This window comes from Mycolicibacterium stellerae (assembly GCF_003719305.1).
In the GTDB taxonomy this organism is placed as follows: Bacteria; Actinomycetota; Actinomycetes; order Mycobacteriales; family Mycobacteriaceae; genus Mycobacterium; species Mycobacterium stellerae.
In genome coordinates, this window is the sequence record NZ_RARC01000010.1 from 142,007 (window position 1) to 163,914 (window position 21,908).

The window sequence follows — 21,908 nt, forward strand, 5'->3', positions numbered from 1 at the left end:
CGATGGACGAGCTGCGCAAGAAGGGCCTCGAGAAGATGAACGAGGTCTACGGGTGGGAGATGCCGGATATGCCCGGCGACTACTTCGCGTTGACCGCCGATCACCTCTTCGGCACCATTTGGTCCCGGCCCGGCCTGTCCATGCGGGACAAGCGGATCATGACGCTGACGGTGGTGACGGCGCTCGGAATCGGGGACCTCGCCGAGATCCAGGCCAACGCGGCCCTGGCCAACGGGGAGATCTCGGAGGACGAGCTCAAGGAGATGGCGATCTTTCTGACCCACTACCTCGGCTTCCCGCTTGGCTCCAAGCTCGACGGTGTGGTCACGAAGGTGATCAAGAACCGCAAGAAGGCCGCAGACGCCGGCAAGGGCGAGGACAAGAAAGCGAACGTCAACGCCGCCGTCCAGATGCACTCCGGGGGAAAAGTTCATGACAAGAAGTAGGTTCGCGAGCCTCTCCAGGGATCAGCTCGCCGTTCTGGTGCCCGAGCTGCTGCTGATCGGTCAGCTGATCGACCGGTCCGGAATGGGTTGGTGCATAAAACCTTTCGGGCATTCGGGCATGCTGGAGATTGCGATCGAGGAGTGGATGGGTGCCAGCCCGATCTACACCGGGCGGATGCAGAAGGCGCTGAACTTCGAGGGCGACGACGTCGTCACCATCTTCAAGGGCCTGCAGCTCGACATTGGCGCCCCACCGCAGTTCATGGACTTCCGCTACACGGTGCACGACCGCTGGCACGGCGAGTTCCATCTCGACCATTGCGGTGCACTGCTCGATGTCGAGCCGATGGGCGAGGAGTACGTCCGCGGCATGTGCCACGACATCGAGGACCCCACCTTCGACGCGACGGCGGTCGCCACCAATCGCAGGGCGCAGATCCGTCCCATCCACCGCCCGCCGCGCGCCACCGCCGACCAGCACCCGCATTGCGCGTGGACAGTCATCATCGACGAGTCCCACCCCGAAGTCGAAGACCATCCGGTGCTCGACGTCGTCCGCCGGACCCGGGCCGCCAGAACAGAACTCGGGCCGATCGACGCCGATGACGAGGGACAGTCTGACTACTCGGGTGAGCTGGTGTCCGACCTCGATTTCGCGAAGTTCTCGCACTCGGCGCTGGTGCGCATCGCCGACGAGGTCTGCCTGCAGATGCACCTGCTGAACCTGTCGTTCATCATTGCGGTTGGCAAACGGGCAGGCACCGACACCGATCTCGCCACCAAGATCTGCACCAATCAGCTGACCGGTATCGCGGGCATCGCGGCCGAACGGATCCACCGCGCGCTCGGGCTGCCCGGCGGTGTCGAGGGCGCGATCCGCACTCTCGAAGTGCATCCGATGTTCAATCCCGCGGTGTATGTGACGGCCGAGTTCAGCCCGGACTCCGTGCATGTGCGCCGCTCGCCCGCCCACGAGGACGGCGCGTGGGTGGCCCTTGCCGGGCCGTCATCTGTGCGGCCACTGCACGCCGCCGTCGCCGCCGTCGATCCGCATCTCGATGTGCAGATCACAGGAAGCGAAACGGACTGGACGGCTCGGGTCGTCGAGACCGACACGGCTGCGGAGGAACTGGTGGAAGTTTCGGTCGTCCGCGTCAGCGGCGGCGCGTCGTGGGTATTCGCTCCACGGAAATCGCTGCCGCTGACGGTGGTCTGAGCCGAAGTGTTAGCGCTCGACGACGCCCACCGCGGAGCCGACCCACCGACGCAGGTACTCGCGCAGCTCCTGGCCGGTACGGGGTGGACGGCCCGGATCGGTGACGAACGACTGGATGATCCGCAGTAAGTGTTCGGCGAGCTCGTCGAGATCGTCGTCGCTGAAGCCGAGGCCTGCCCAGTCGACGTCGAACCGGCGCACCATCGAGTGACCGAAGTCGAGCGCGACGCTGCCCGTCACCGACTCGATATGGGGGTTCGGCCGTCCCGGCTCGATGAGAAGCCCGAGATGCTTGTCCTTGGGCAGCCACTCGAGTGCGGTGGCGATCGCCTCGGCGACGGCCTCGACCGGGTCGGTGACGCCCTGCAGGTGTGCCTCCAGCCGGTCCATGAAATCGTCGGCGGCATGTACGGCGGCCGCCACCAGTAACGCGTCGGTGCTGGGGAAGTACCGGTAGACGGTCTGGCGCGTCACGCCGAGCGTGCGTGCGACATCTGCGATGGAGAAGTCGGCACCTCGCGCGTCGATCGCTTTGCCCGCCGCGGCGAGAATTCGCGCGATCGCTTCGTCGTCGCTGGCGGGTGCCGCGCCAGACCAGCCGTGGGTGCGCACGCGGTGAATACTACTGCTAGCCCTGGTAGGACACCGCGAGCCGCTTGACGCCGTTGAGCCAGCCCGACCGAAGTCGTTGCGGCTCTGACAGTTTCGCGATGTCGGGAATCTGATCGGCGATCTCGTTGAAGATCAGTTTGATCTCCATGCGGGCCAGGTTCGCGCCGATGCAGAAGTGGGCGCCGTTTCCGCCGAAGCCGAGATGCGGGTTGGGGTCGCGCAGGATGTTGAACTCGAAGGGCCGCTCGAAAACGGCGTCGTCGTAGTTGGCCGAGCTGTAGAAGAGGCCGGCGCGCTGACCCTCGCGGATGGTCACCCCGCCCAGTTCGGTGTCCGCCTGCGCGGTGCGCTGGAAGCAGTGCACCGGCGTGGCCCAGCGGACGATCTCGTCGGCGGCGGTTTCTGGGCGCTCCCGCTTGAACAGTTCCCACTGCTCGGGGTTTTCCAAGAACGCATTCATGCCGTGCGTCATCGCATTGCGCGTCGTCTCGTTGCCCGCGACGGCCAGCAGGATCACGAAGAACGCGAACTCGACGTCTTCCATCCATTCGCCGTCGACGTCGGCCTGCACCAGCTTCGTCACTATGTCGTCGCCGGGACAGCGGCGCCGCTCCTCGGCCATCGTGTACGCGTAGCCCATCAGCTCGGCGTTGGCCGCGACATAGTCCGACTCGAAATCGGGGTCTTCGGTGTTCATGATCGTGTTCGTCCAATGAAACAGCTTCTCGCGATCGTCCTCCGGCACTCCGAGCATGTCGGCAATCGCCAGCAGCGGCAGGCGCATCGCGATGTCGTCGACAAAGTCGCCGCTGCCCTTTTCCCTTGCCGTGGCGACGATTTCGCGGGCCGCGGTGGCGAGCTTCTCCTCGAGCCCGGCGACCGCTCGCGGGGTGAACAACCGGGAGACCAGCTTGCGCAGCCGAGTGTGTTCTGGCGCGTCGTGATTGATCAGCATCGCCTTCGTCAGCTCGAGTTGGTCGGGTGTGGTGCCCTCGGGCATCCGCATCACGACGCCCTTGCGGTTCGTCGACCACAGATCGCCGTCGCGGGAGATGGCCTTGATGTCCTCGTGGCGGGTGATCACCCAATACCCGCCGTCACCGAATATCGACTCGGGCTGCTCGTTCCACCACACCGGCGCCGTCTTTCGAAGCTCGGCGAACTCGGTCACCGGAATGCCCTTTTCGAGAATGTCGGGGTTGGTGAAGTCGAAGCCGTCGCCGAAGGGGCAGGTCTGCATCGTTGCCATTCGTCGACCATACACTGATATGTCAAGTGTATGGCCTAACTAAATGGACATTGCGCACCGTCGCGCGGTGGTGCGATTAGGGTTGGCAACCGTGCGCGTCCTCGTGATCGGATCCGGTGCCCGCGAACATGCGCTGCTGCTCGCACTGCGCAGAGACCCCGAGGTGGAAAGCCTGGCGATCGCGCCGGGCAACGCGGGAACCGCGGCGATCGCCGACCAGTACGACGTCGAGATCACATCGGGTGACGCGGTGGCGGCGCTTGGCCAGAAGCTGGGTGCTGACCTGGTCGTGATCGGGCCCGAAGTGCCACTGGTCGTGGGTGTGGCCGACGCCGTCCGGGCCGCGGGAATCGCGTGCTTCGGGCCGACGAAGGAGGCCGCGCGCATCGAGGGGTCGAAGTCCTTCGCCAAGGACGTGATGTCGGCGGCGGGCGTCCGCACCGCCAGAAGCGAGATCGTCGACAACCCCGCCCGTCTCGACGCGGCGCTGGATCGGTTCGGGCCAGGAAGCGGCGAGGCGGCATGGGTGGTCAAGGACGACGGCCTTGCCGCGGGCAAGGGCGTGGTGGTGACGACCGATCGCGACGCCGCACGCGCGCACGCGGCAAGCCTCCTCGACGCTGGACACCCGGTATTGCTCGAGTCATTCCTCGACGGGCCGGAGGTGTCGCTGTTCTGCGTGGTCGACGGCGAGACCGTGGTGCCGCTGCTGGCTGCCCAGGACTTCAAGAGGGTCGGTGACGGTGACACCGGACCCAACACCGGCGGAATGGGTGCCTACGCGCCGCTGGCCTGGCTACCCGACGAGGTGACGAAGCGGATCGTCGACGACGTCGTCAAACCCGTTGCGGCAGAGCTTGTCAGGCGCGACAGCTCATTCTCGGGGCTGCTGTACGCCGGCCTGGCGATCACCTCGCAGGGGCCCGCGGTCGTCGAGTTCAACTGCCGTTTCGGTGATCCCGAGACCCAGTCGGTGCTCGCCCTGCTGGAATCGCCGCTCGGCCAACTACTGCATGCCGCCGCCACCGGGAGCCTCGCCGACCAGCCGCCGCTGCGCTGGCGCGACGGCGCAGCGGTGACCGTGGTGCTGGCGGCCGAGAACTATCCGGGGCGACCACGGGTGGGTGATGTGATCGTCGGCACCGAAGCAGACGGCGTGCTGCACGCAGGCACCGCGCGTCGCGACGACGGCGCCATCGTCTCCTCCGGCGGCCGGGTGCTCTCGGTGGTGGGCACGGGGCAAGACCTGGCCGCCGCGCGCGACCATGCCTACCATCTGATCAAGTCGATCAAGTTGCCCGGCAGCCACTTTCGCAGCGATATCGGGCTGGCGGCGGCCGAGGGTCGCGTCACCGTCTAGGCCACGGGTGGGTCATACCGTCAGAAGCGGCGCGACCCATTCCAATTCGGCGGGCAGCTGCGAACTCCAGAAACCGCCGTCGTGACCGCCCGGTGAGAAGCCGCCCGCGGGTGGGTTGGGCAGCTGCGCGATGAACTGTTTCGTCGCCGAGTAGAAGGGATCGCTGTCACCGCAGTCGATCCGGATCGGTATCGACCCGAGCGCCGGGAGGCCCCACACGGTGTTGGCCGCATAGTCGTCGGCGCCGTCGAACGCCCCTGGAGCGGCCCCGCCCGACGACGTCCACAACGCCGGGCTGACCGCGCAGATCGCCGCGGTGCGCGCCGGACCGAGCCGGTCGCCCAAAAGCAGCGCGCCGTAGCCGCCCATCGACCAGCCGAGAAACGCCACCCGCGAAGTGTCCAGCCCCTGTGAGCCGAGCATCGGGATCAGTTCGTCGAGCACCATCGCGCCGGAGTCCTCACCCGACGCGCGCTTGTGCCAGTACCCCCCGCCGCCGTCGACGGCGACCACCGCGAAGGGCGGCAGGCCCGCGGCGACCGCTTGAGCCAAACCCTGCTCCACGCCCCCCGCCATCACCTGTGCCGCGTCGCCGCCCTTGCCGTGCAGCGCGATGACGGGCCTCAGAGACTGGGTCTGTCCCGGCGGCCGCGCGATCGCCCAATTGGTGTCGATGCCACCGCGCGCGGCCGACACGAACGACCCGTTGATGTATGTCGGTGCAGCGGTGGGCGCGGGCTCAAGAGGGGCGGGCGGCGCCAACGGCGCCAGTGGGGTACCGGCGCTCGTCATCTCCACCGGCGGACCCGCGATGGACGGATCCGACTCGCGCAGGGTGCCGAACGCGAAGGCGCCTGCGGCCCCTGCGACCGCACTGACGCCGAGTCGCATCATCGCCCGGCGGCTCAACGGATTGCCTCGCATGCGGGCCATCATGCCATTGGATGCTGGCGTACCTGCGGGCATGTTTGGGCAAATGCATCCAAATCGATTGGCGTGTCGACTTCCTGTGTAAAGCCTTTGCTTTAGCCGAAAGAGCCATCTCGACCTCGTGTGGCTGGCAGCATGCAAAGAGTGACGGCAGCGGTGACACCCAAGGGCGTACGCAGGAAGTACGCGCTGGTGACTGCGGCCGCCGACCTGCTGTGTGAAGGCGGGTTCGACGCCGTGCGGCATCGTGCCGTTGCACGCCGGGCAGGGTTGCCGTTGGCGGCGACCACGTATTACTTTTCGTCCCTCGACGACCTGATCGTCAAGGCCGTCGAGCACGTCGGTGCACTCGAAGCGCAGCAGCTTCGTGAGCGGGTCGCCGGGTTGTCGCGACGTCGTCGCGGCGCCGAGGCGACCGTCGACGTGTTGGTGGATCTGCTTGTGGGCGACGACCCCTGCGTCGGAGACCAACCCGAGACACAGGTGAGCGAGCAGTTGATCTCGCGGTACGAGCGCTATATCGCGTGCGCGCGACAGCCGGCCCTGCGCGAGGTGCAGCGGCGAATTCTGCAGCAGCGGACCGATGCGGTCGTCAAGGTCGTGGATCTATGCGGCCGGTCTGTTCGCGCGGAACTCGTTCCCGCGTTGGTGTGCGCCGTCGACGGTGCAGTGGTGGCTGCGCTTGTCGACGACGGCGACGGCCCGCGCGGCACCGCGCGCGCGACATTGATCGACGTCATCGACGTGCTCGCCCCGATCACGGCACCATTGCTCACTGCAGCTCCCGGCTGATTCTCCTCACCGCGTCGGTCCTGTTTGCATCGTTGCGGGTGCAGGGCGACTAGTGCTGGTCAATGATGGGGTACTCACAGCCGTCTGACAGGGGAGGTGCCGTGGCCGATTCCGATACCGCCGAAAAGCAGCCCGAACTAAAGCGGGTGATGGGCCCGGGATTGCTATTGCTGTTCGTGGTTGGCGACATCCTCGGCACCGGCGTCTATGCGCTCACCGGAGACGTCGCCGCCGAAGTCGGTGGTGCTGCCTGGGTTCCCTTCCTCGTCGCATTCCTCATCGCCACGGTCACCGCGTTCAGCTACCTCGAGCTGGTCACCAAATATCCTCAGGCCGCGGGTGCTGCGCTCTACGCGCACAAGGCATTTGGGATTCAGTTCGTGACATTCCTGATCGCCTTTGTGGTGATGTGCTCAGGAATCACCTCGGCGTCGACGGCGGCCCGAACCTTCGCCTCCAACTTCTTCAAAGGCTTCGACTTCAGTCTGGGGAAAGCCGGTATCGTCGCGCTGGCGTTATTCTTCATAATCGCGCTCGCATTGATCAACCTGCGTGGGGTTGGCGAAAGCGTCAAGCTCAACGTGTTCCTGACGATCATTGAGATCAGTGGTCTGATTCTGGTGATTCTGGTGGGGTTGTGGGCGTTCACCGGCGGCGCGGATGTGGACTTCTCGCGCGTGGTGGCGTTCGACACTCCCGAGGACAAGAACGCCTTCATGGCCGTCACCGCGGCGACCTCGCTGGCCTTCTTCGCGATGGTGGGTTTCGAGGACTCGGTCAACATGGCCGAGGAGACCAAGGATCCGGTGAAGATTTTTCCGAAGATGCTGCTGACGGGCCTCGGCATCGCAGGCATCGTTTACATCCTTGTGTCGATCGTGGCGGTGGCGCTGGTGCCGATCGGCGAGCTTGAGGCCAGCGACACCCCGTTGGTAGAGGTCGTCAAGGCCGGTGCGCCCGGGCTGCCGATCGACAAGATCCTCCCGTTCATCACGATGTTCGCGGTGTCCAACACGGCGCTGATCAACATGTTGATGGCCAGCAGGCTGATCTACGGCATGGCCCGTCAGCACGTGCTGCCGCCGGTGCTGGGAAGGGTGCATCCGCGTACCCGCGCTCCGTGGGTGGCCATCATCTTCACCACGTGCATCGCCGTCGGCCTGCTCATCTACGTGACGGCGTTCGCCAACGACAAGGCGATCAGCGTTCTGGGCGGAACGACATCGCTTCTTCTGCTTGCGGTATTCGCCGTCGTCAACGTCGCGGTTCTGGTGCTGAGGCGCGACGTGCAGGCGGCGGGCGGTCACTTCAAGACCCCGACCATCCTTCCGGTCATCGGCTTTATCACCTCGCTGTACCTGGTGACGCCGCTGTCGGGCCGGCCGGTGCAGCAGTACATCCTGGCGGGCATCCTCGTCGTCATCGGCATCGCGCTGTTCTTCGTCACGATGGCGATCAACCGCAGGCTCGGCGTTGAAGACGCGGGCATCAAGGACCCGACGCGGCTGGGCCAAGCGCCCGACTAGCTTCGCCAGTTCACAACCGGTACAGCCGTTCCCGGATCGTTCGGGCTTCGATCTGCGCCTGCGCAAGCAGCTCCTCGAGATGTGAAAGGCGTTGGTGTAGTTCGTCGCTGGGCGGCGGCACCACACGTCTGCGTGGGGTGGGCGCCAGGTCCGGCGGCAGGCTGGGGGTGACGATGTAGCCGTTTTCGAAGTCGCCGTAAACGGTCACGTCGTCGGGCCGTTGGTACCAGTACAGCGCGACGTAAGCACACAGCACCGCGTCGACCGGATCCTCGTCGCGGTCGAGCTGGACCGGCTTGGTGGCGGCCTCCACCCGTCTGCGAAGTTCTACCCAGCCGACGCTGCGATTGGCCCGCAGCCGAGGGGTCTCGTCGTCGAGTCCTTCGATCAGCGTCATCAACTTCAGCAACTCGCGCTGACGATCACCAAAAGTGCCGCGCTTGTATTTCAGCGTCTTCTCGAGGTGGAACAGGACGACCGTCGCCGGGTGGGGATAGACCTCGATGGCCTTCCTGGTCGAGCCCGATGCGGGATCCATGTCGAGATCGAGGGCGGTCGCCAACCTGGCGGCGCGGGGATTCTTGAGTTCAGGCTTTTCGGCGAACGCGGGACGCGCTCCGGCATCGAACTTCGCGAAGTCGCGGTTGAACGCCGTCTCGGCGGGTCGTTGGCCGGTCTGGTTGTTGACGATCAGCGGCGCGTCGAACGCGACGATGCATTCTCCCGCCGTGAACGGCGCGATGGCGTCGATGATGTCGGCGTCGTCCTGGGCCGCACCGACGTGCAGGAGCCGACCGTCGCCGTCGATGGCCGCGACACCGGTCTGATTTTTCTCGCCCCAAGCGAGATCGAGCCCAACGAAGCGCATAGGGCTACTGTGCCTTAAACGTGCGCCTGCCCGCCGCCGTAAGCTGTGTATTTGTGGCGATTCCCAACGTGCTGGCCAGCAGGTATGCCAGCGACGAGATGGTCGCGATCTGGTCGCCGGAGGCCAAGATCGTCGGTGAGCGCCGACTGTGGCTTGCGGTGCTGCGCGCGCAGGCCGAGTTGGGCGTCAACGTTCCTGACGGCGTGATCGACGACTATGAACGGGTGATCGACGACGTCGATCTGGCCTCGATCGCCGAACGCGAGCGGGTGTTGCGCCACGACGTCAAGGCGCGCATCGAGGAATTCAACGCGTTGGCAGGCCACGAGCACGTACACAAAGGCATGACGAGCCGGGACCTGACGGAAAACGTTGAGCAGCTGCAGATCCGCCGCTCGCTGGAACTGGTCTTCTCCCATGGTGTCGCGGTGGTGGCGCGGCTGGCCGAGCGCGCGATCAGCTACCGCGACCTGGTGATGGCGGGCCGCAGTCACAACGTCGCGGCGCAGGCGACGACGTTGGGCAAGCGGTTCGCGTCCGCGGCGGAGGAGATGCTGATCGCGTTGTCCCGGCTGCGCGAACTGATCGACCGCTATCCGTTGCGGGGCGTCAAGGGTCCGATGGGCACCGCGCAGGACATGCTCGACCTGTTCGACGGTGACACGTCGCGGCTCGCGGATTTGGAGCGCCGCATCGCCGAATACCTTGGCTTCACCGAGATCCTGACCAGCGTCGGCCAGGTGTACCCGCGATCGCTCGACCACGACGTGGTGTCGGCGCTGGTGCAGGTGGGTGCGGGGCCGTCGTCGCTGGCACACACCATTCGGTTGATGGCTGGCCACGAACTGGTGACCGAGGGCTTCGCGCCCGGCCAGGTCGGTTCGTCGGCGATGCCGCACAAGATGAACACGCGATCGTGCGAGCGGGTCAACGGGCTGCAGGTGATACTGCGCGGCTACGCGTCGATGGCCGCCGAACTTGCTGGGGCGCAATGGAATGAGGGCGACGTGTTCTGCTCGGTGGTGCGCCGCGTCGCACTGCCAGACGCATTCTTCGCCATCGACGGGCAGACCGAGACGTTCCTCACGGTGCTCGACGAGTTCGGCGCCTATCCCGCGGTGATTCAACGGGAACTCGACCGCTATCTGCCGTTCCTGGCGACAACCCGAATCCTGATCGCGGCGGTGCGCGCAGGCATGGGGCGCGAGGCCGCGCACGAAGTCATCAAGGAGAACGCGGTCGCGGTCGCGTTGGCGATGCGGGAGAAGGGCGCCGAGCCCGACCTGTTGGACCGGTTGGCCTCCGACAAGCGCTTGCCGCTGGACCGGGCGGCGTTGGATGCGGCGTTGGCGGACAAGCAAGCGTTCACCGGCGCGGCGGGCAGTCAAGTCGACACCGTCGCCGCGGCGGTGGACGAACTGGTCAGCCGCTATCCCGAGGCGGCGAAGTACACCTCGGGTGCCATCCTGTGACACTGGCTGGCCCGCTGCCCGAGATCGACTTCACCGATCTGGACAACTTCGCCGGCGGATTTCCGCACCACCTCTTCGAGGTGCATCGCCGTGACGCACCGGTCTACTGGCATCGGCCGACCGAGAACACACCCGACGGCGAAGGCTTCTGGTCGGTGGCCACGTATGCGGAAACACTTGCGGTGCTGCGTGATCCGGAGACCTTTTCATCGGTGACCGGCGGCACGCGGCCGTTCGGCGGTACCCTGCTGCAGGATCTCGCCGTCGCTGGTCAGGTGCTGAACATGATGGACGACCCCCGGCATTCGCAGATCAGGCGGCTGGTCAGCTCCGGGCTGACTCCGCGGATGATCAGCAGGGTCGAAGACGACCTCCGTAGCCGGGCTCGTCGGCTTCTGGACGCGGTCGAGCCGGGTTCGGCTTTCGACTTCCTGGTCGAGGTCGCCGCGGAGCTGCCTATGCAGATGATCTGTATTCTGCTGGGAGTTCCTGAGTCCGAACGGCATTGGCTGTTCGAGGCGATCGAGCCGCAGTTCGACTTCGGCGGTTCGCGCAAGGCGTCCATCGGCCAGATGACACCGGAAGAAGCCGGCACGCGGATGTACACATACGGCCAGGAGCTGATCGCGGCCAAGCGGGCGGAGCCGACCGACGACATGCTGTCGGTCGTCGCGAATGCGGTGCTGGACTCCGAAGGGCTCTCGGCGCCCTTCCTTTCGGATCTCGAGCTCTACCTGTTCTTCAGCCTGCTGTTCAGTGCGGGCGCGGAAACCACACGCAATGCGGTCGCGGGCGGGCTGCTCGCCCTCGCCGAACATCCCGACCAGCTCGCCGCGTTGCGCGCCGATCCGTCGTTGTTGCCGACCGCGGTCGAAGAGATGGTGCGGTGGACGTCGCCGTCGCCGTCGAAGCGGCGCACCGCAACGCGTGACGTCGAGTTGGGCGGATGCGCGATCGAAGCAGGGCAGAAGGTGCAGATCTGGGAGGGTTCGGCCAATCGCGACGCCGCGGCGTTCGATAGCCCTGACACCTTCGATATCGGGCGGAAGCCGAACCCGCACTTGGGTTTCGGGCAAGGCATCCACTACTGCCTCGGTGCCAACCTCGCGCGGCTGGAGCTACGGGTGCTCTACGAGGAGCTACTCGGCAGGTTCTCCTCGGTCCGCGTCGCCAAGCCGGTGGAGTGGACCCGAAGCAACCGGCACACCGGTATCCGTCACCTCGTCGTCGAACTGAAAGCGTGAGACCCGACGCATTCGCGGCGGTGATGGCGACCGGCATCGTGTCTATCGCGGCGGCCGATCACGGTGTGCACGGCATCAGCGATGTGCTGGCCGTCATCGCGGTAGTCGTGTTCGCGGTGCTGACGATTGTGGCGATATTTCGGTTGCGGCCCGACTTCGACGCACCCGATGTGCCCTTGCAACTGCTCACCTTCGTTGCGGCGTGCGCTGTCGTCGGCACGCGGTTGGGCTGGTGGCCGGTCGGAGTGGTCGGGCTGCTCGGCTGGCTGCTCTTACTGCCGATCGCACTTCGCGCGATGTGGCGATGTCGGTGGACCGGGCTTCGCGACCGCGCGCGAGGCGGCTGGGAACTGGCCAGTGTGGCCACCTCGGGGCTGGCGATAATCGCAGCGGACGTCGGGCTCGTCGGCGTCGCGCTGGGCCTGCTGGCGCTGGCGATCTGCCTGTACTGCGTGATGACGGGGTTGGTTCTGTGGCGCGCGGTACACGACCCGTCGCAGACCGATCTGTTCGAGCCCGATGTGTGGATTCTGATGGGCGGGGCGGCGATCGCGACACTGGCGGGTGATCACATCCACAAGGCCGGCTTCGAGGGCATTCGTCCGGTGACCGTCGCGACGTGGATCGTCGCAAGCCTGTGGATTCCGGTGCTGGTCGTGGCCAGTGCTCGGGTGCGCGGCGGGAGCTGGTGGGCTGCGGTGTTCCCGCTGGGGATGTACTCGTCGGCGACGTATGCGACAGCGGTCGAAACTGGCTGGCATCCGCTGACGACGGTCTCGTTGGTGTTCTTTTGGATCGCCCTTGCGGCATGGGTCCTCACCTCCCTGCGATTTGGGCGCGCTCACATACGCTGAGCGTCGATCAGCGCGCCGAAATCGCACTACGGATCTCTGCGATCACCCGGTCCGGGTATTCGATCAGGTCCAACCACGTGAAGCGCAAGACCTGCCAGCCGGCCAATGCGATGGCGTTCTGTCGGATGCGGTCGTGGTGAAAGTCTTCGCTATCGGAGTGGAAGGCGAACCCGTCGGCCTCGATCGCAACCTTCTGCTTCGGGAACCCAACGTCGACGCGATAGCCCGCGACGGGATAGTTCGCCTTCCAACCGGTGATCTTTGCCGCCTTGAGCAATTGAATGAGCAGCCGCTCTGCTTGGGAGCGGGCACCGTCGGCCGCGGCTTGCAAAAGCAGGCGTGCGGCGGGTGAGCCGTACCGCCCTTTGTTGCGCAAATGCGCGCGCCACAAGGCGTTCAGGTCGACGCGACGTTGCAGCGCTCCATCCATCAACTTGACGTTGCGTCGAGGCCGTACCGATGCTTCGACGACAGTCAAAGCCAGCTCTGTGACCCGCAGGCCGCGGAGCTCGACGATGTCGGCCGATTTCAGATCGCGCCTGCGAACCCGGCAGCCGTCGTGACATCTGCCATGACTGTTCCTCGGCACGGTCACCTCGATGACGTCTGGCGCAAATCGCGTTAGGCCATGCCACCACGCTGCAGCCATCCCGCTCGCCGCGGCTTGCCCGCCGTAGCTCCAGACGGCAACGCGCACCCTCGCGGCATCGGTGAACGGACGGTCGTCCGCGAAGTAAACGCCTGGCGCGAAACGTCGCCAACGACCCGAACGAACGCGTCGGGCAACGGCGGCCTGGCTGAGGCCGGCACGTTGGGCGTCGGCGAGCGTCAGCACACCGTCTTGGGATCGAAGAAATTCGTCGAGCACATCGTGAATGGACTCGCGACGACGCGTATCGGTTCCACCTGTCGCGATTTCGGCGCGCTCACATACGCTGAGCGTCGATCAGCGCGCCGAAATCGCTGATAGGGGCTAGGTGCCGCGGCGGGCGACGCCTGCCGATCGCAGTTCGAGCGCGGCAAGGCCACTGATCGCCGCGGCGTCCTCGCGCCGCCACGCGCCGACGGGGTCGGCGTTGATCGCCGCGAGCTTGGCCAGCGGCCGGTTGGCCAGCGCCCGCAGCGCAAGCAGTTGCTCGCCGGCAGGCGTGCGCGCCAGCGTCAGCGCCACCCACTTGCGCCGGAAGAACCGCATTCGCAACACCAGCCACGGCCCCGCGATCGCCATGATCGGCGGCGCGGCGACCGCCAACGCCAACAGCCATGCCAGCCACGTCGCCGTCGAGTTCAGCTGTGCACCCGCGCCGGCGATGTCGCGGGCGAATCCACCCGCCGCCGCCAGCGGTTCGCTGAGCGCATCCCCGATCAGCGGCACCTTGCCGGCATTCTCGCCCGCATGGTCGAGGTTGCCCGCGATCCCGTTGGCCCCGTTCTCGACGTCGCCGCCGAAGTCGGCGATGGTCGCGACGGCCGAATGCACGGCCATGCCGACCACCACCCAGATGGCGATCCAGATGCCGACGACGAAGTCGCTGATCAACTGTCCGAGCAGGCGAGCGGGGGTGGTGGCGTAGGGCACATACCTCGAAGTCATGCCATCGATCCCAACACAGATCGACCGCTAGGCTGGCCCGATGCGCCCAGGTCTGTCCTCCTACCAGCACGTGGCCAGTGGCAAGGTTCGCGAGATCTACCGAATCGACGATGACCACCTGCTGTTCGTCGCAAGCGACCGCATCTCGGCCTTCGACTACATCCTCGACAACGAGATCGGTGACAAGGGCCGCATCCTGACCGCGATGAGCGTGTTCTTCTTCGATTACCTGAAGACGCCCAACCATCTCGCGGGGCCGCCCGACGACGCCCGCATCCCCGACGAGGTGCTTGGCCGCGCGCTGGTGGTGCGCAAGCTCGACATGATCCCGATCGAGTGCGTCGCCCGCGGCTACCTGACCGGGTCGGGGCTGTTGGACTATCAGAAGTCCGGCGAGGTCAGCGGCATCGCCCTGCCGCCCGGACTGTCGGAGGCCAGCAAGTTCGACTTCCCACTGTTCACCCCTGCCACCAAGGCCGAGCTCGGTGAGCACGACGAGAACATCTCGTTCGCCCACGTGATCGAGATGGTCGGCGCCGTGCGTGCCAACCAGTTGCGTGACCTCACCCTCGCGACCTATGTCCGCGCAGCCGACCATGCCTTGACGAAGGGAATCATCATCGCCGACACCAAATTCGAGTTCGGCGCCGATGAGCACGGCAACCTGGTGCTGGCCGACGAGGTCTTCACCCCGGACTCGTCGCGTTACTGGGCAGTCGACACCTACACCGAAGGTGTCGTGCAGCCCAGCTTCGACAAGCAGTTCGTGCGCAACTGGCTGCTGAGCCCGGAATCGGGCTGGGATCGCGGCGGCGACGAGCCACCGCCCCCGTTGCCACCCAACATTGTCGATGCCACCCGCGAGCGCTATATCAATGCCTACGAACGCATCTCGGGTCTGCAGTTCGCCGACTGGATCGGCCCACAGGCGTGACCCGCGTTCAGGTTCCGCCGACTGCGAAACGGGTCGAGCACCGCCGTGAGCATCACGGCGACGTGTTCGTCGACCCCTACGAATGGCTGCGTGACAAGTCCGACCCCGCGGTGATCGAGTACCTGGAGGCCGAGAACGCCTACACCGAACAGGTCACCGACCACCTGGCACCGCTGCGGCAGAAGATCTTCGACGAGATCAAGGCCCGCACCAAGGAGACCGACCTGTCGGTGCCCATCCGCCGCGGCGGCTGGTGGTACTACACCAGGAGTTACGAGGGCAAGCAGTACAGCGTGCATTGCCGTTGTCCGATAACCGATCCCGACGACTGGGCGCCCCCACAATTCGACGAGCACACCCAGATTCGCGGCGAGCAGGTACTGCTCGACGAGAACGCGGAGGCGGACGGCCACGACTTCTTCTCGATGGGCGCCGCCTCGGTCAGTATCGACGCCCACACGCTGGCCTACTCGGTCGACGTTCGCGGCGACGAGCGATACACGTTGCGGTTCAAAGACTTGCGGACCGGCCAGCTGTACGACGACGAGATCGTCGGGATCGGCGCTGGTGCTACCTGGGCCGCCGACAATCGGACCATCTACTACACGACGGTCGACGACGCGTGGCGGCCGGACACCGTGTGGCGGCACCGGGTCGGCGCGGGCCTGCCCGCCGAGAAGGTCTATCACGAGCCCGACGAGCGGTTCTGGCTCGCGGTTGGCCGAACCCGCAGCGACAAGTACGTGATCATCGCCGCGGGCAGCTCCGTGACGTCGGAGATCCGCTACGCCGACGCCACCGACGGGGACGCCGAGTTCGTCCCCGTCTGGCCGCGGCGCGAGCTGGTCGAGTACTCCGTCGAACATGCCGTCGTCGGCGGGGAAGACCGATTCCTCATCCTGCACAACGACGGCGCCGAGAACTTCACCCTCGTCGAGGCGCCCGTGAGCGACCCGACCGCGACCAGGACGCTGATCGAGCACCGCGACGACGTCCGTCTCGACGCGGTCGACGCGTTCGTCGGGCACATCGTGGTCAGCTATCGCAGCGAGGCATTGCCGCGGATCCAGCTGTGGCCGCTGTATGCCGAGGGCACCTACGGCCGCCCGGAGGACTTCACCTTCGAATCCGAGCTGACGTCGGCAGGCCTTTCCGGCAATCCCAACTGGGTCTCGCCCAAGCTGCGGATCGGTGCGACGTCGTTTGTCACCCCGGTGCGGATCTACGACGTCGACCTCGCCACGGGCGAACGGACGTTGCTACGTGAGCAACCGGTGCTCGGCGACTACCGACCCGAGGACTATGTCGAACGCCGCGACTGGGCCGTCGCAGTCGACGGTGCGCGGGTGCCGGTGTCGATCATCCACCGCGCCGGTCTCCAATTCCCGGCGCCCACACTGTTGTACGGCTACGGGGCATACGAGTCCTGTGAGGATCCTCGGTTCTCGATCGCGCGGCTGTCGCTGCTCGACCGCGGCATGGTGTTCGCCATCGCCCACGTGCGCGGTGGTGGCGAATTGGGTCGCCCATGGTACGAGCACGGCAAGCTGCTGGAGAAGGCGAATACTTTCACCGACTTCGTCGCTGTGGCAGCACATCTCATCAACAGCGATGTGACAAGGCCGGAGAACCTCGTCGCACTCGGCGGCAGTGCGGGCGGGCTGTTGATCGGCGCGGTGGCCAATATGGCACCGCAGCTGTTCGCGGGTTTCCTTGCCCAAGTTCCGTTCGTCGATCCGCTGACGACGATCCTCGACCCGTCGCTTCCACTCACCGTGACGGAGTGGGATGAGTGGGGAAATCCGTTGGCCGACAGCGACGTCTACTACTACATGAAGTCCTATTCGCCGTATGAGAACGTGTCGGCCAAGGACTATCCGCCGATTCTGGCGATGACGTCGCTCAACGACACCAGGGTGTACTACGTAGAGCCTGCAAAATGGGTTGCGGCGCTGCGGCACACCAAGACCGACGCCCACCCGATCCTGTTGAAGACCGAGATGAGCGCCGGTCACGGTGGCATCAGCGGCCGCTACGAACGCTGGAAGGAGGCGGCGTTCCAATACGCGTGGTTACTGGATGCCGCCAAGGCCAACCACGAGGGCGGCGCCTACGAAGACGAACTGCTCGATCGTCCGTAGCGGCAGCGCAGTGGTCATCGACTTCGGCGGGCTCGGCATCCGCGACGCGTAGACGTTGGCAGGGAACATGGCCAGCATCATGACGCCGAGCGAGATCGCGGCCGCCACTCTGGTCGGCGGGTACAGCAGCCCGACGGCGCCGAGCAGTTCCAGCACGCCGGTGACGGTGACCAGCAGGCCGCGGACGTGAGGAGCAATCGGGCCCAGCGCGGGCAGTTTCGGCGGCACGATCGCGATCAGATCCCGGCGCAGGGGGTTGACGAAGTGCGCGACGCCGGTGACCAGGAACATCACCGCCAACCCGACGGCGACGGCCGCAGGCCAGTTGCCGACGTAGTGCACGCCAAGGGAGCCGATCAGCCGGGCACCGAGCGTTCCCAGCACGAGTGCGAGAAGGGGGGCCATGTCGAACCTCCAATCTAGACAGTGACAAGATGCACGCTAGAGAAGAATCTAGTCAGTGTCAAGATTCCGCGCTATGATGGCGCTATGAGCAGCAGAGACACCTACCACCATGGCGATCTGAAGGCCACCATCCTTGGTGAAGCCGCCGCCCTGGTGGCCGACCGTGGCGCCGCGGACCTGTCGCTACGCGAGCTGGCCCGTGCCGCAGGCGTCTCCCATGCCGCGCCGGCTCATCACTTCAGCGACCGGCGCGGACTCTTCACCGCGCTGGCCACCGAGGGGTTCCGCAAGCTGGCCGAGGCGCTCACCGGCGCACGGCCGGACTTCCTTGACGCGGCGCTGGCGTACGTCCGGTTCGCGATCGACCATCCCGGCCACTATGCCGTCATGTTCGACAAGTCGCTGTACGACGCGACCGACCCCGAACTCGTCGCCGCCGAAATGTCGGCCGGTGCCGAGCTGGCCGCCGGTGTGGGCACCCTCGACGATCCGCGCGCCAAAGGCGATCCGCAGGCGGCCCAACTCGCGGCATGGTCTCTGGTGCACGGCTTTTCGCTGCTGTGGCTCAACGGCGCCATCGACACAGACACGGATCCGATGGCGACCGTGCACCGGGTGGCCGGAATGCTGTACGGGACATAGGTAATGTTGCCGACCATGACGGACACGCGGCTCACCGACATCGAACTGACCACCCTCGACGGCAACCCGACCACGCTGGCCGAGCTCGCCGACGGTGCAGCGCTGGTCGTCAACGTCGCCTCGAAATGCGGTCTGACGCCGCAATACAGCGCGCTGGAGAAGCTCGCGCAGGACTACGGCGACCGGGGGCTGACCGTGATCGGCGTGCCGTGCAACCAGTTCATGGGCCAGGAGCCGGGAGGCGCCGAGGAGATCCAGACGTTCTGCTCCACCACCTACGGCGTCACCTTTCCGCTACTGGCCAAGACCGACGTCAACGGGCCGGGCCGTCACCCGCTGTTCACCGAGCTGACCAAGGCCGCCGACGCCGAAGGTGAGGCGGGCGACGTGCAGTGGAATTTCGAGAAGTTCCTGGTCGCCCCCGGTGGTGAGGTGATCAAGCGGTTCCGCCCGCGTACCGAACCCGACGCCCAAGAGGTGGTCGAAGCCATCGAGGCTGTCCTGCCGCGATAGCGGATGGACAACTGCTGTAAGAGTGTCGGAAACCGTTGAGACACCTGGCGTTGCGACAATACCGGGGTGGCTGGACAGCTGATCGTCTCGATCTCCGGCATCAGTGAGCAAACGCTGCCCGACGTCGCGGCCTTCTGCTCGCAACTCGACGAGCGGGGGGTGCCGTCCTCCTTCCTCGTCGCGCCACGGCGCAAGGGTGGCTACCGGCTCGACCGCGATGCATCGACCGTCGAGTGGTTGGCGAGCCGGCGCAACAGGGGCGACGCCATCGTCCTGCACGGCTTCGACGAAGCCGCAACGAAGAAACGACGCGGCGAGTTCGCGACGCTGCCCGCACACGAGGCAAACCTTCGGCTGATGGGTGCCGACAGGGTGCTCGAGCATCTCGGGCTGCGCACCCGGCTGTTCGCCGCACCGGGCTGGACGGTGTCGCAGGGGACGGTAGATGCGCTGCCGCGGAACGGGTTCCGGCTGCTCGCCGGTCTGAGCGGTGTCACCGACCTGGTGCGCAGGACGGCGGTTCGTGCGCGGGTCCTCGGGATCGGCGAGGGCTTTCTCTCGGAGCCGTGGTGGTGCCGCACATTGGTGATGTCGGCCGACCGCACAGCGCGGCGGGCAGGCATCGTGCGGGTCGCGGTGGCGGCGCGGCATCTGAGCACACCGGGACCCCGTCAGGCCATGCTCGATGCGATCGACTTGGCCCTGATGCATCAGTGCGCGCCCGCGATCTACGAGTGGCGTCCCTATCCCGCGCTGACCGACGCCGCCTGATCAACCGCTACATTGGCGGCCATGGCAGATGCTGATGTCATCGTCGTCGGAGCGGGCCTGGCGGGACTCGTCGCCGCCTGTGAACTGGTCGAACGGGGCCGTCGCGTCCTGATCGTCGACCAGGAGAACGCTGCCAACGTCGGCGGCCAGGCGTTTTGGTCGTTCGGCGGGTTGTTCTTCGTCGACAGCCCCGAACAGCGCAGGCTGGGCATCCGCGACAGCCACGAGCTGGCGCTGCAGGACTGGCTCGGCACCGCCGGATTCGACCGGCCAGAGGATCATTGGCCGCGGCAATGGGCACATGCCTACGTCGACTTCGCGGCGGGTGAGAAGCGCAGCTGGCTGCGCGAACGAGGCTTGCGCAGCTTCCCGCTGGTGGCGTGGGCTGAGCGAGGCGGATACGACGCGCGCGGCCACGGCAACTCGGTGCCACGCTTTCATGTCACGTGGGGCACCGGACCCGGCATCGTCGAGATATTCGTGCGGCGCCTGCGGGGCAGCGCCAAGGTGACGTTCGCGCATCGCCACCGCGTCGACGAGCTGATCGTCTCCGACGGTTCGGTCGTCGGTGTGCGCGGCGCCGTGCTGGAACCGACGACTGCCGCCCGAGGCGTTGCGACATCGCGAAACACCATCGGCGAGTTCGAGTTCCGTTCGCAGGCGGTGATCGTCGCCAGCGGCGGCATCGGCGGCAACCACGACCTCGTTCGGCAGAACTGGCCCACCCGGATGGGCCGGGTCCCCGCACAACTTCTCAGCGGTGTGCCTGCCCACGTCGACGGCCGCATGATCGGGATCACCGAGTCGGCGGGCGCGCACGTCATCAACAGCGACCGGATGTGGCACTACACCGAGGGCATCACCAACTACGACCCGATCTGGCCGGATCACGGCATCCGCATCCTGCCCGCGCCATCGTCGCTGTGGCTCGACGCCACCGGGAAACGGCTGCCCGCACCGCTGTACCCGGGGTTCGACACCCTTGGCACGCTGGAACACATCGCCCGCACGGGTCAGGATTACACCTGGTTCGTGCTGAACGCCCGCATCATTTCCAAGGAGTTCGCGCTGTCCGGGCAGGAGCAGAATCCCGACCTGACCGGCCGCAGCATCCGTGACGTGCTGGCGCGGGTCAAACCGGGCCCGCCGCCGCCGGTGCAGGCGTTCGTCGACAAGGGTGTCGACTTCGTCAGCGCAACCACGTTGCGGGAGTTGGTATCTCAGATGAACACCGTTCCCGACGTCATCCCCTTGGACTACGCGACTGTCGAAGCGGAGGTCACCGCGCGCGATCGGGAGGTCGCCAACCGGTTCACCAAGGACACCCAGGTGACGGCGATCCGGGCCGCTCGCGGCTATCTCGGCGACCGCTTTACCCGCGTCGTCGCCCCACACCGGTTGACCGACCAGAAGGCCGGGCCGCTGATCGCGGTGAAGCTGCACATTCTGACGCGAAAATCGTTGGGCGGGTTGGAGACCGACCTCGACTCACGAGTGCTGCGCAGCGACGGCGAGGTGTTCAGGGGCCTCTACGCAGCAGGCGAGGCCGCCGGGTTCGGCGGCGGTGGCGTGCACGGCTACCGCTCGCTGGAGGGCACCTTCCTCGGCGGCTGCATCTTCTCCGGCCGGGCGGCGGGCCGGGCCGCCGCGAGGGACACGGCCTAAAACGCCGTGCCTTTTTCGGCTTCGAGCACCTGGAAGTCGGTGTCGGTCATCTCCGACAGCCTGCCGTAGTAGATCCCGCGGGCATTGGGCTCGATGATCGCCTGGTGGATCGGGACGGCGCGGGCCGGCGCGACCGCACGCAGAAAGTCAACGGCCTCAGAGATTTTCAGCCATGGTGCGGCGGCCGGAGTGGCGAGCACATCCACCGGCTCGCCCGGTGTGAACAGCGCGTCGCCGGGATGCATCAGCCGGGCCGGGTGGTCGCCGTCGCCGATCAGATACGAGATGTTGTCGATCACCGGGATCTCCGGATGGATCACCGCGTGCTTGCCGCCGACGCCGCGGACGGTCAACGAGCCGACGGTGAACTCGTCACCGACGTTCACAGCCCGCCACGGACCCCCGAGCTGTTCGGCGGTCTGTGGGTCGGCGTACAGCGCAGCCTGCGGGTTGGCGTCCACCAGCGCGGGCAGCCGCTCGGTGTCGGCGTGATCGGGATGCTGATGGGTGATCAGGATCGCGTCCAGTCCGGTGATGCCCTCGAAGCCGTGCGAAAAATTTCCTGGATCGAACAGGACCGATGTCGTCGCGGAATCGTTCTTGAACTCGGCGAGTAGGCACGAATGGCCGAAATGCGTCAACTGCATGCCTATATTGTGCGCTCAGGGGTGGTG

General features: G+C 66.2%; 22 protein-coding genes. 14 read left to right on the plus strand and 8 right to left on the minus strand.

All coding sequences use genetic code 11. The annotated features are described in order from the left end of the window. Positions 1-2 precede the first annotated feature (2 nt). Positions 3-446, plus strand: coding sequence for a carboxymuconolactone decarboxylase family protein (locus tag D6M19_RS15020; RefSeq protein WP_123026020.1), 444 nt, complete (start codon positions 3-5; stop codon positions 444-446). Next, the gene (locus D6M19_RS15025; protein WP_123026021.1) at positions 433-1,662 is read left to right on the plus strand and encodes a hypothetical protein; all 1,230 of its coding nucleotides are present in this window, start codon (positions 433-435) and stop codon (positions 1,660-1,662) included. Before D6M19_RS15020 ends, D6M19_RS15025 begins: the two co-directional genes overlap by 14 nt. A gap of 9 nt (positions 1,663-1,671) precedes the next feature. Here D6M19_RS15025 and D6M19_RS15030 read toward each other — a convergent pair whose 3' ends face one another. Together D6M19_RS15030 and D6M19_RS15035 are read right to left on the minus strand one after the other, a co-directional pair. Further along, complete coding sequence (locus tag D6M19_RS15030; protein WP_123026022.1) at positions 1,672-2,274, minus strand: TetR/AcrR family transcriptional regulator; 603 nt, start codon at positions 2,272-2,274, stop codon at positions 1,672-1,674. 16 nt (positions 2,275-2,290) lie between these two features. Further along, positions 2,291-3,523, minus strand: coding sequence for a cytochrome P450 (locus tag D6M19_RS15035; protein WP_123026023.1), 1,233 nt, complete (start codon positions 3,521-3,523; stop codon positions 2,291-2,293). A 91-nt stretch (positions 3,524-3,614) separates the two neighbouring features. On the opposite strand from D6M19_RS15035, the gene purD reads away from it, so the two are divergent. Next, on the plus strand, positions 3,615-4,883 hold the full coding sequence (gene purD, locus D6M19_RS15040; protein ID WP_123026098.1) for a phosphoribosylamine--glycine ligase: 1,269 nt from the start codon (positions 3,615-3,617) through the stop codon (positions 4,881-4,883). Between the two features lie 12 nt (positions 4,884-4,895). Here the strand turns inward: purD and D6M19_RS15045 are convergent, their stop codons facing one another. After that, positions 4,896-5,819, minus strand: a complete 924-nt coding sequence (locus D6M19_RS15045; RefSeq protein WP_206428532.1) for an alpha/beta hydrolase — start codon at positions 5,817-5,819, stop codon at positions 4,896-4,898. 129 nt (positions 5,820-5,948) lie between these two features. Here D6M19_RS15045 and D6M19_RS15050 point away from each other — a divergent pair, with 129 nt between their 5' ends. After that, positions 5,949-6,605 carry a TetR/AcrR family transcriptional regulator gene (locus tag D6M19_RS15050; RefSeq protein WP_123026100.1) on the plus strand — a complete coding sequence of 219 codons (657 nt, stop codon included), beginning with the start codon at positions 5,949-5,951 and terminating at the stop codon, positions 6,603-6,605. A 65-nt stretch (positions 6,606-6,670) separates the two neighbouring features. Beyond that, positions 6,671-8,131 (plus strand): APC family permease, encoded by a 1,461-nt coding sequence (locus D6M19_RS15055; protein ID WP_123026101.1) that lies wholly within the window; start codon positions 6,671-6,673, stop codon positions 8,129-8,131. Between the two features lie 10 nt (positions 8,132-8,141). Here the strand turns inward: D6M19_RS15055 and D6M19_RS15060 are convergent, their stop codons facing one another. After that, positions 8,142-8,999 carry a DUF429 domain-containing protein gene (locus D6M19_RS15060; protein ID WP_123026024.1) on the minus strand — a complete coding sequence of 286 codons (858 nt, stop codon included), beginning with the start codon at positions 8,997-8,999 and terminating at the stop codon, positions 8,142-8,144. A gap of 53 nt (positions 9,000-9,052) precedes the next feature. Between D6M19_RS15060 and purB the strand changes: the two genes are divergently transcribed. The 3 genes from purB to D6M19_RS15075 are packed head-to-tail and all read left to right on the plus strand — an operon-like array spanning position 9,053 to position 12,569. After that, entirely contained in the window at positions 9,053-10,471 is a 1,419-nt protein-coding gene (gene purB, locus D6M19_RS15065) for an adenylosuccinate lyase (RefSeq protein ID WP_123026025.1), read from the plus strand. Next, entirely contained in the window at positions 10,468-11,715 is a 1,248-nt protein-coding gene (locus D6M19_RS15070) for a cytochrome P450 (protein WP_123026026.1), read from the plus strand. Before purB ends, D6M19_RS15070 begins: the two co-directional genes overlap by 4 nt. After that, positions 11,712-12,569 carry a tellurite resistance/C4-dicarboxylate transporter family protein gene (locus D6M19_RS15075; protein WP_123026027.1) on the plus strand — a complete coding sequence of 286 codons (858 nt, stop codon included), beginning with the start codon at positions 11,712-11,714 and terminating at the stop codon, positions 12,567-12,569. Before D6M19_RS15070 ends, D6M19_RS15075 begins: the two co-directional genes overlap by 4 nt. Positions 12,570-12,576: 7 nt before the next feature. On the opposite strand, the gene D6M19_RS15080 is transcribed toward D6M19_RS15075, so the two are convergent. Together D6M19_RS15080 and D6M19_RS15085 are read right to left on the minus strand one after the other, a co-directional pair. Beyond that, entirely contained in the window at positions 12,577-13,437 is an 861-nt protein-coding gene (locus tag D6M19_RS15080; RefSeq protein WP_123026028.1) for an endonuclease domain-containing protein, read from the minus strand. Between the two features lie 105 nt (positions 13,438-13,542). Beyond that, entirely contained in the window at positions 13,543-14,163 is a 621-nt protein-coding gene (locus D6M19_RS15085) for a hypothetical protein (protein WP_123026029.1), read from the minus strand. A gap of 40 nt (positions 14,164-14,203) precedes the next feature. Here D6M19_RS15085 and D6M19_RS15090 point away from each other — a divergent pair, with 40 nt between their 5' ends. Beyond that, complete coding sequence (locus tag D6M19_RS15090) at positions 14,204-15,097, plus strand: phosphoribosylaminoimidazolesuccinocarboxamide synthase (protein WP_123026030.1); 894 nt, start codon at positions 14,204-14,206, stop codon at positions 15,095-15,097. Next, positions 15,094-17,238, plus strand: coding sequence for a S9 family peptidase (locus D6M19_RS15095; protein ID WP_123026031.1), 2,145 nt, complete (start codon positions 15,094-15,096; stop codon positions 17,236-17,238). The genes D6M19_RS15090 and D6M19_RS15095 overlap by 4 nt, the downstream gene beginning before the upstream one ends. On the opposite strand, the gene D6M19_RS15100 is transcribed toward D6M19_RS15095, so the two are convergent. Further along, on the minus strand, positions 17,170-17,643 hold the full coding sequence (locus tag D6M19_RS15100) for a DoxX family protein (RefSeq protein WP_123026032.1): 474 nt from the start codon (positions 17,641-17,643) through the stop codon (positions 17,170-17,172). The two genes, D6M19_RS15095 and D6M19_RS15100, sit on opposite strands and share 69 nt — an antisense overlap. An 84-nt stretch (positions 17,644-17,727) precedes the next feature. Between D6M19_RS15100 and D6M19_RS15105 the strand changes: the two genes are divergently transcribed. The 4 genes from D6M19_RS15105 to D6M19_RS15120 all read left to right on the plus strand — a co-directional run bounded on the left by D6M19_RS15105 (position 17,728) and on the right by D6M19_RS15120 (position 21,234). Beyond that, the gene (locus D6M19_RS15105; RefSeq protein WP_123026033.1) at positions 17,728-18,285 is read left to right on the plus strand and encodes a TetR/AcrR family transcriptional regulator; all 558 of its coding nucleotides are present in this window, start codon (positions 17,728-17,730) and stop codon (positions 18,283-18,285) included. A 15-nt stretch (positions 18,286-18,300) separates the two neighbouring features. After that, a complete protein-coding gene (locus D6M19_RS15110; protein WP_123026102.1) occupies positions 18,301-18,798 on the plus strand; it encodes a glutathione peroxidase in 498 nt (165 codons plus the stop codon). Between the two features lie 66 nt (positions 18,799-18,864). Beyond that, positions 18,865-19,569, plus strand: coding sequence for a DUF2334 domain-containing protein (locus D6M19_RS15115; protein WP_123026034.1), 705 nt, complete (start codon positions 18,865-18,867; stop codon positions 19,567-19,569). 21 nt (positions 19,570-19,590) lie between these two features. Next, the gene (locus D6M19_RS15120; RefSeq protein ID WP_123026035.1) at positions 19,591-21,234 is read left to right on the plus strand and encodes an FAD-binding dehydrogenase; all 1,644 of its coding nucleotides are present in this window, start codon (positions 19,591-19,593) and stop codon (positions 21,232-21,234) included. On the opposite strand, the gene D6M19_RS15125 is transcribed toward D6M19_RS15120, so the two are convergent. Continuing rightward, entirely contained in the window at positions 21,231-21,881 is a 651-nt protein-coding gene (locus D6M19_RS15125) for an MBL fold metallo-hydrolase (protein ID WP_123026036.1), read from the minus strand. The two genes, D6M19_RS15120 and D6M19_RS15125, sit on opposite strands and share 4 nt — an antisense overlap. Between the last annotated feature and the right edge of the window lie 27 nt (positions 21,882-21,908).

Coding starts and splice junctions, on each gene's coding strand:
- D6M19_RS15020 (WP_123026020.1), top strand. CDS start 3: ATGGACGAGCTGCGCAAGAAGGGCCTCGAGAAGATGAACGAGGTCTAC.
- D6M19_RS15025 (WP_123026021.1), top strand. CDS start 433: ATGACAAGAAGTAGGTTCGCGAGCCTCTCCAGGGATCAGCTCGCCGTT.
- D6M19_RS15035 (WP_123026023.1), bottom strand. CDS start 3,523: ATGGCAACGATGCAGACCTGCCCCTTCGGCGACGGCTTCGACTTCACC.
- D6M19_RS15045 (WP_206428532.1), bottom strand. CDS start 5,819: ATGATGGCCCGCATGCGAGGCAATCCGTTGAGCCGCCGGGCGATGATG.
- D6M19_RS15050 (WP_123026100.1), top strand. CDS start 5,949: ATGCAAAGAGTGACGGCAGCGGTGACACCCAAGGGCGTACGCAGGAAG.
- D6M19_RS15055 (WP_123026101.1), top strand. CDS start 6,671: ATGGGGTACTCACAGCCGTCTGACAGGGGAGGTGCCGTGGCCGATTCC.
- D6M19_RS15060 (WP_123026024.1), bottom strand. CDS start 8,999: ATGCGCTTCGTTGGGCTCGATCTCGCTTGGGGCGAGAAAAATCAGACC.
- D6M19_RS15085 (WP_123026029.1), bottom strand. CDS start 14,163: ATGACTTCGAGGTATGTGCCCTACGCCACCACCCCCGCTCGCCTGCTC.
- D6M19_RS15090 (WP_123026030.1), top strand. CDS start 14,204: ATGCGCCCAGGTCTGTCCTCCTACCAGCACGTGGCCAGTGGCAAGGTT.
- D6M19_RS15100 (WP_123026032.1), bottom strand. CDS start 17,643: ATGGCCCCCCTTCTCGCACTCGTGCTGGGAACGCTCGGTGCCCGGCTG.
- D6M19_RS15105 (WP_123026033.1), top strand. CDS start 17,728: ATGAGCAGCAGAGACACCTACCACCATGGCGATCTGAAGGCCACCATC.
- D6M19_RS15110 (WP_123026102.1), top strand. CDS start 18,301: ATGACGGACACGCGGCTCACCGACATCGAACTGACCACCCTCGACGGC.
- D6M19_RS15120 (WP_123026035.1), top strand. CDS start 19,591: ATGGCAGATGCTGATGTCATCGTCGTCGGAGCGGGCCTGGCGGGACTC.
- D6M19_RS15125 (WP_123026036.1), bottom strand. CDS start 21,881: ATGCAGTTGACGCATTTCGGCCATTCGTGCCTACTCGCCGAGTTCAAG.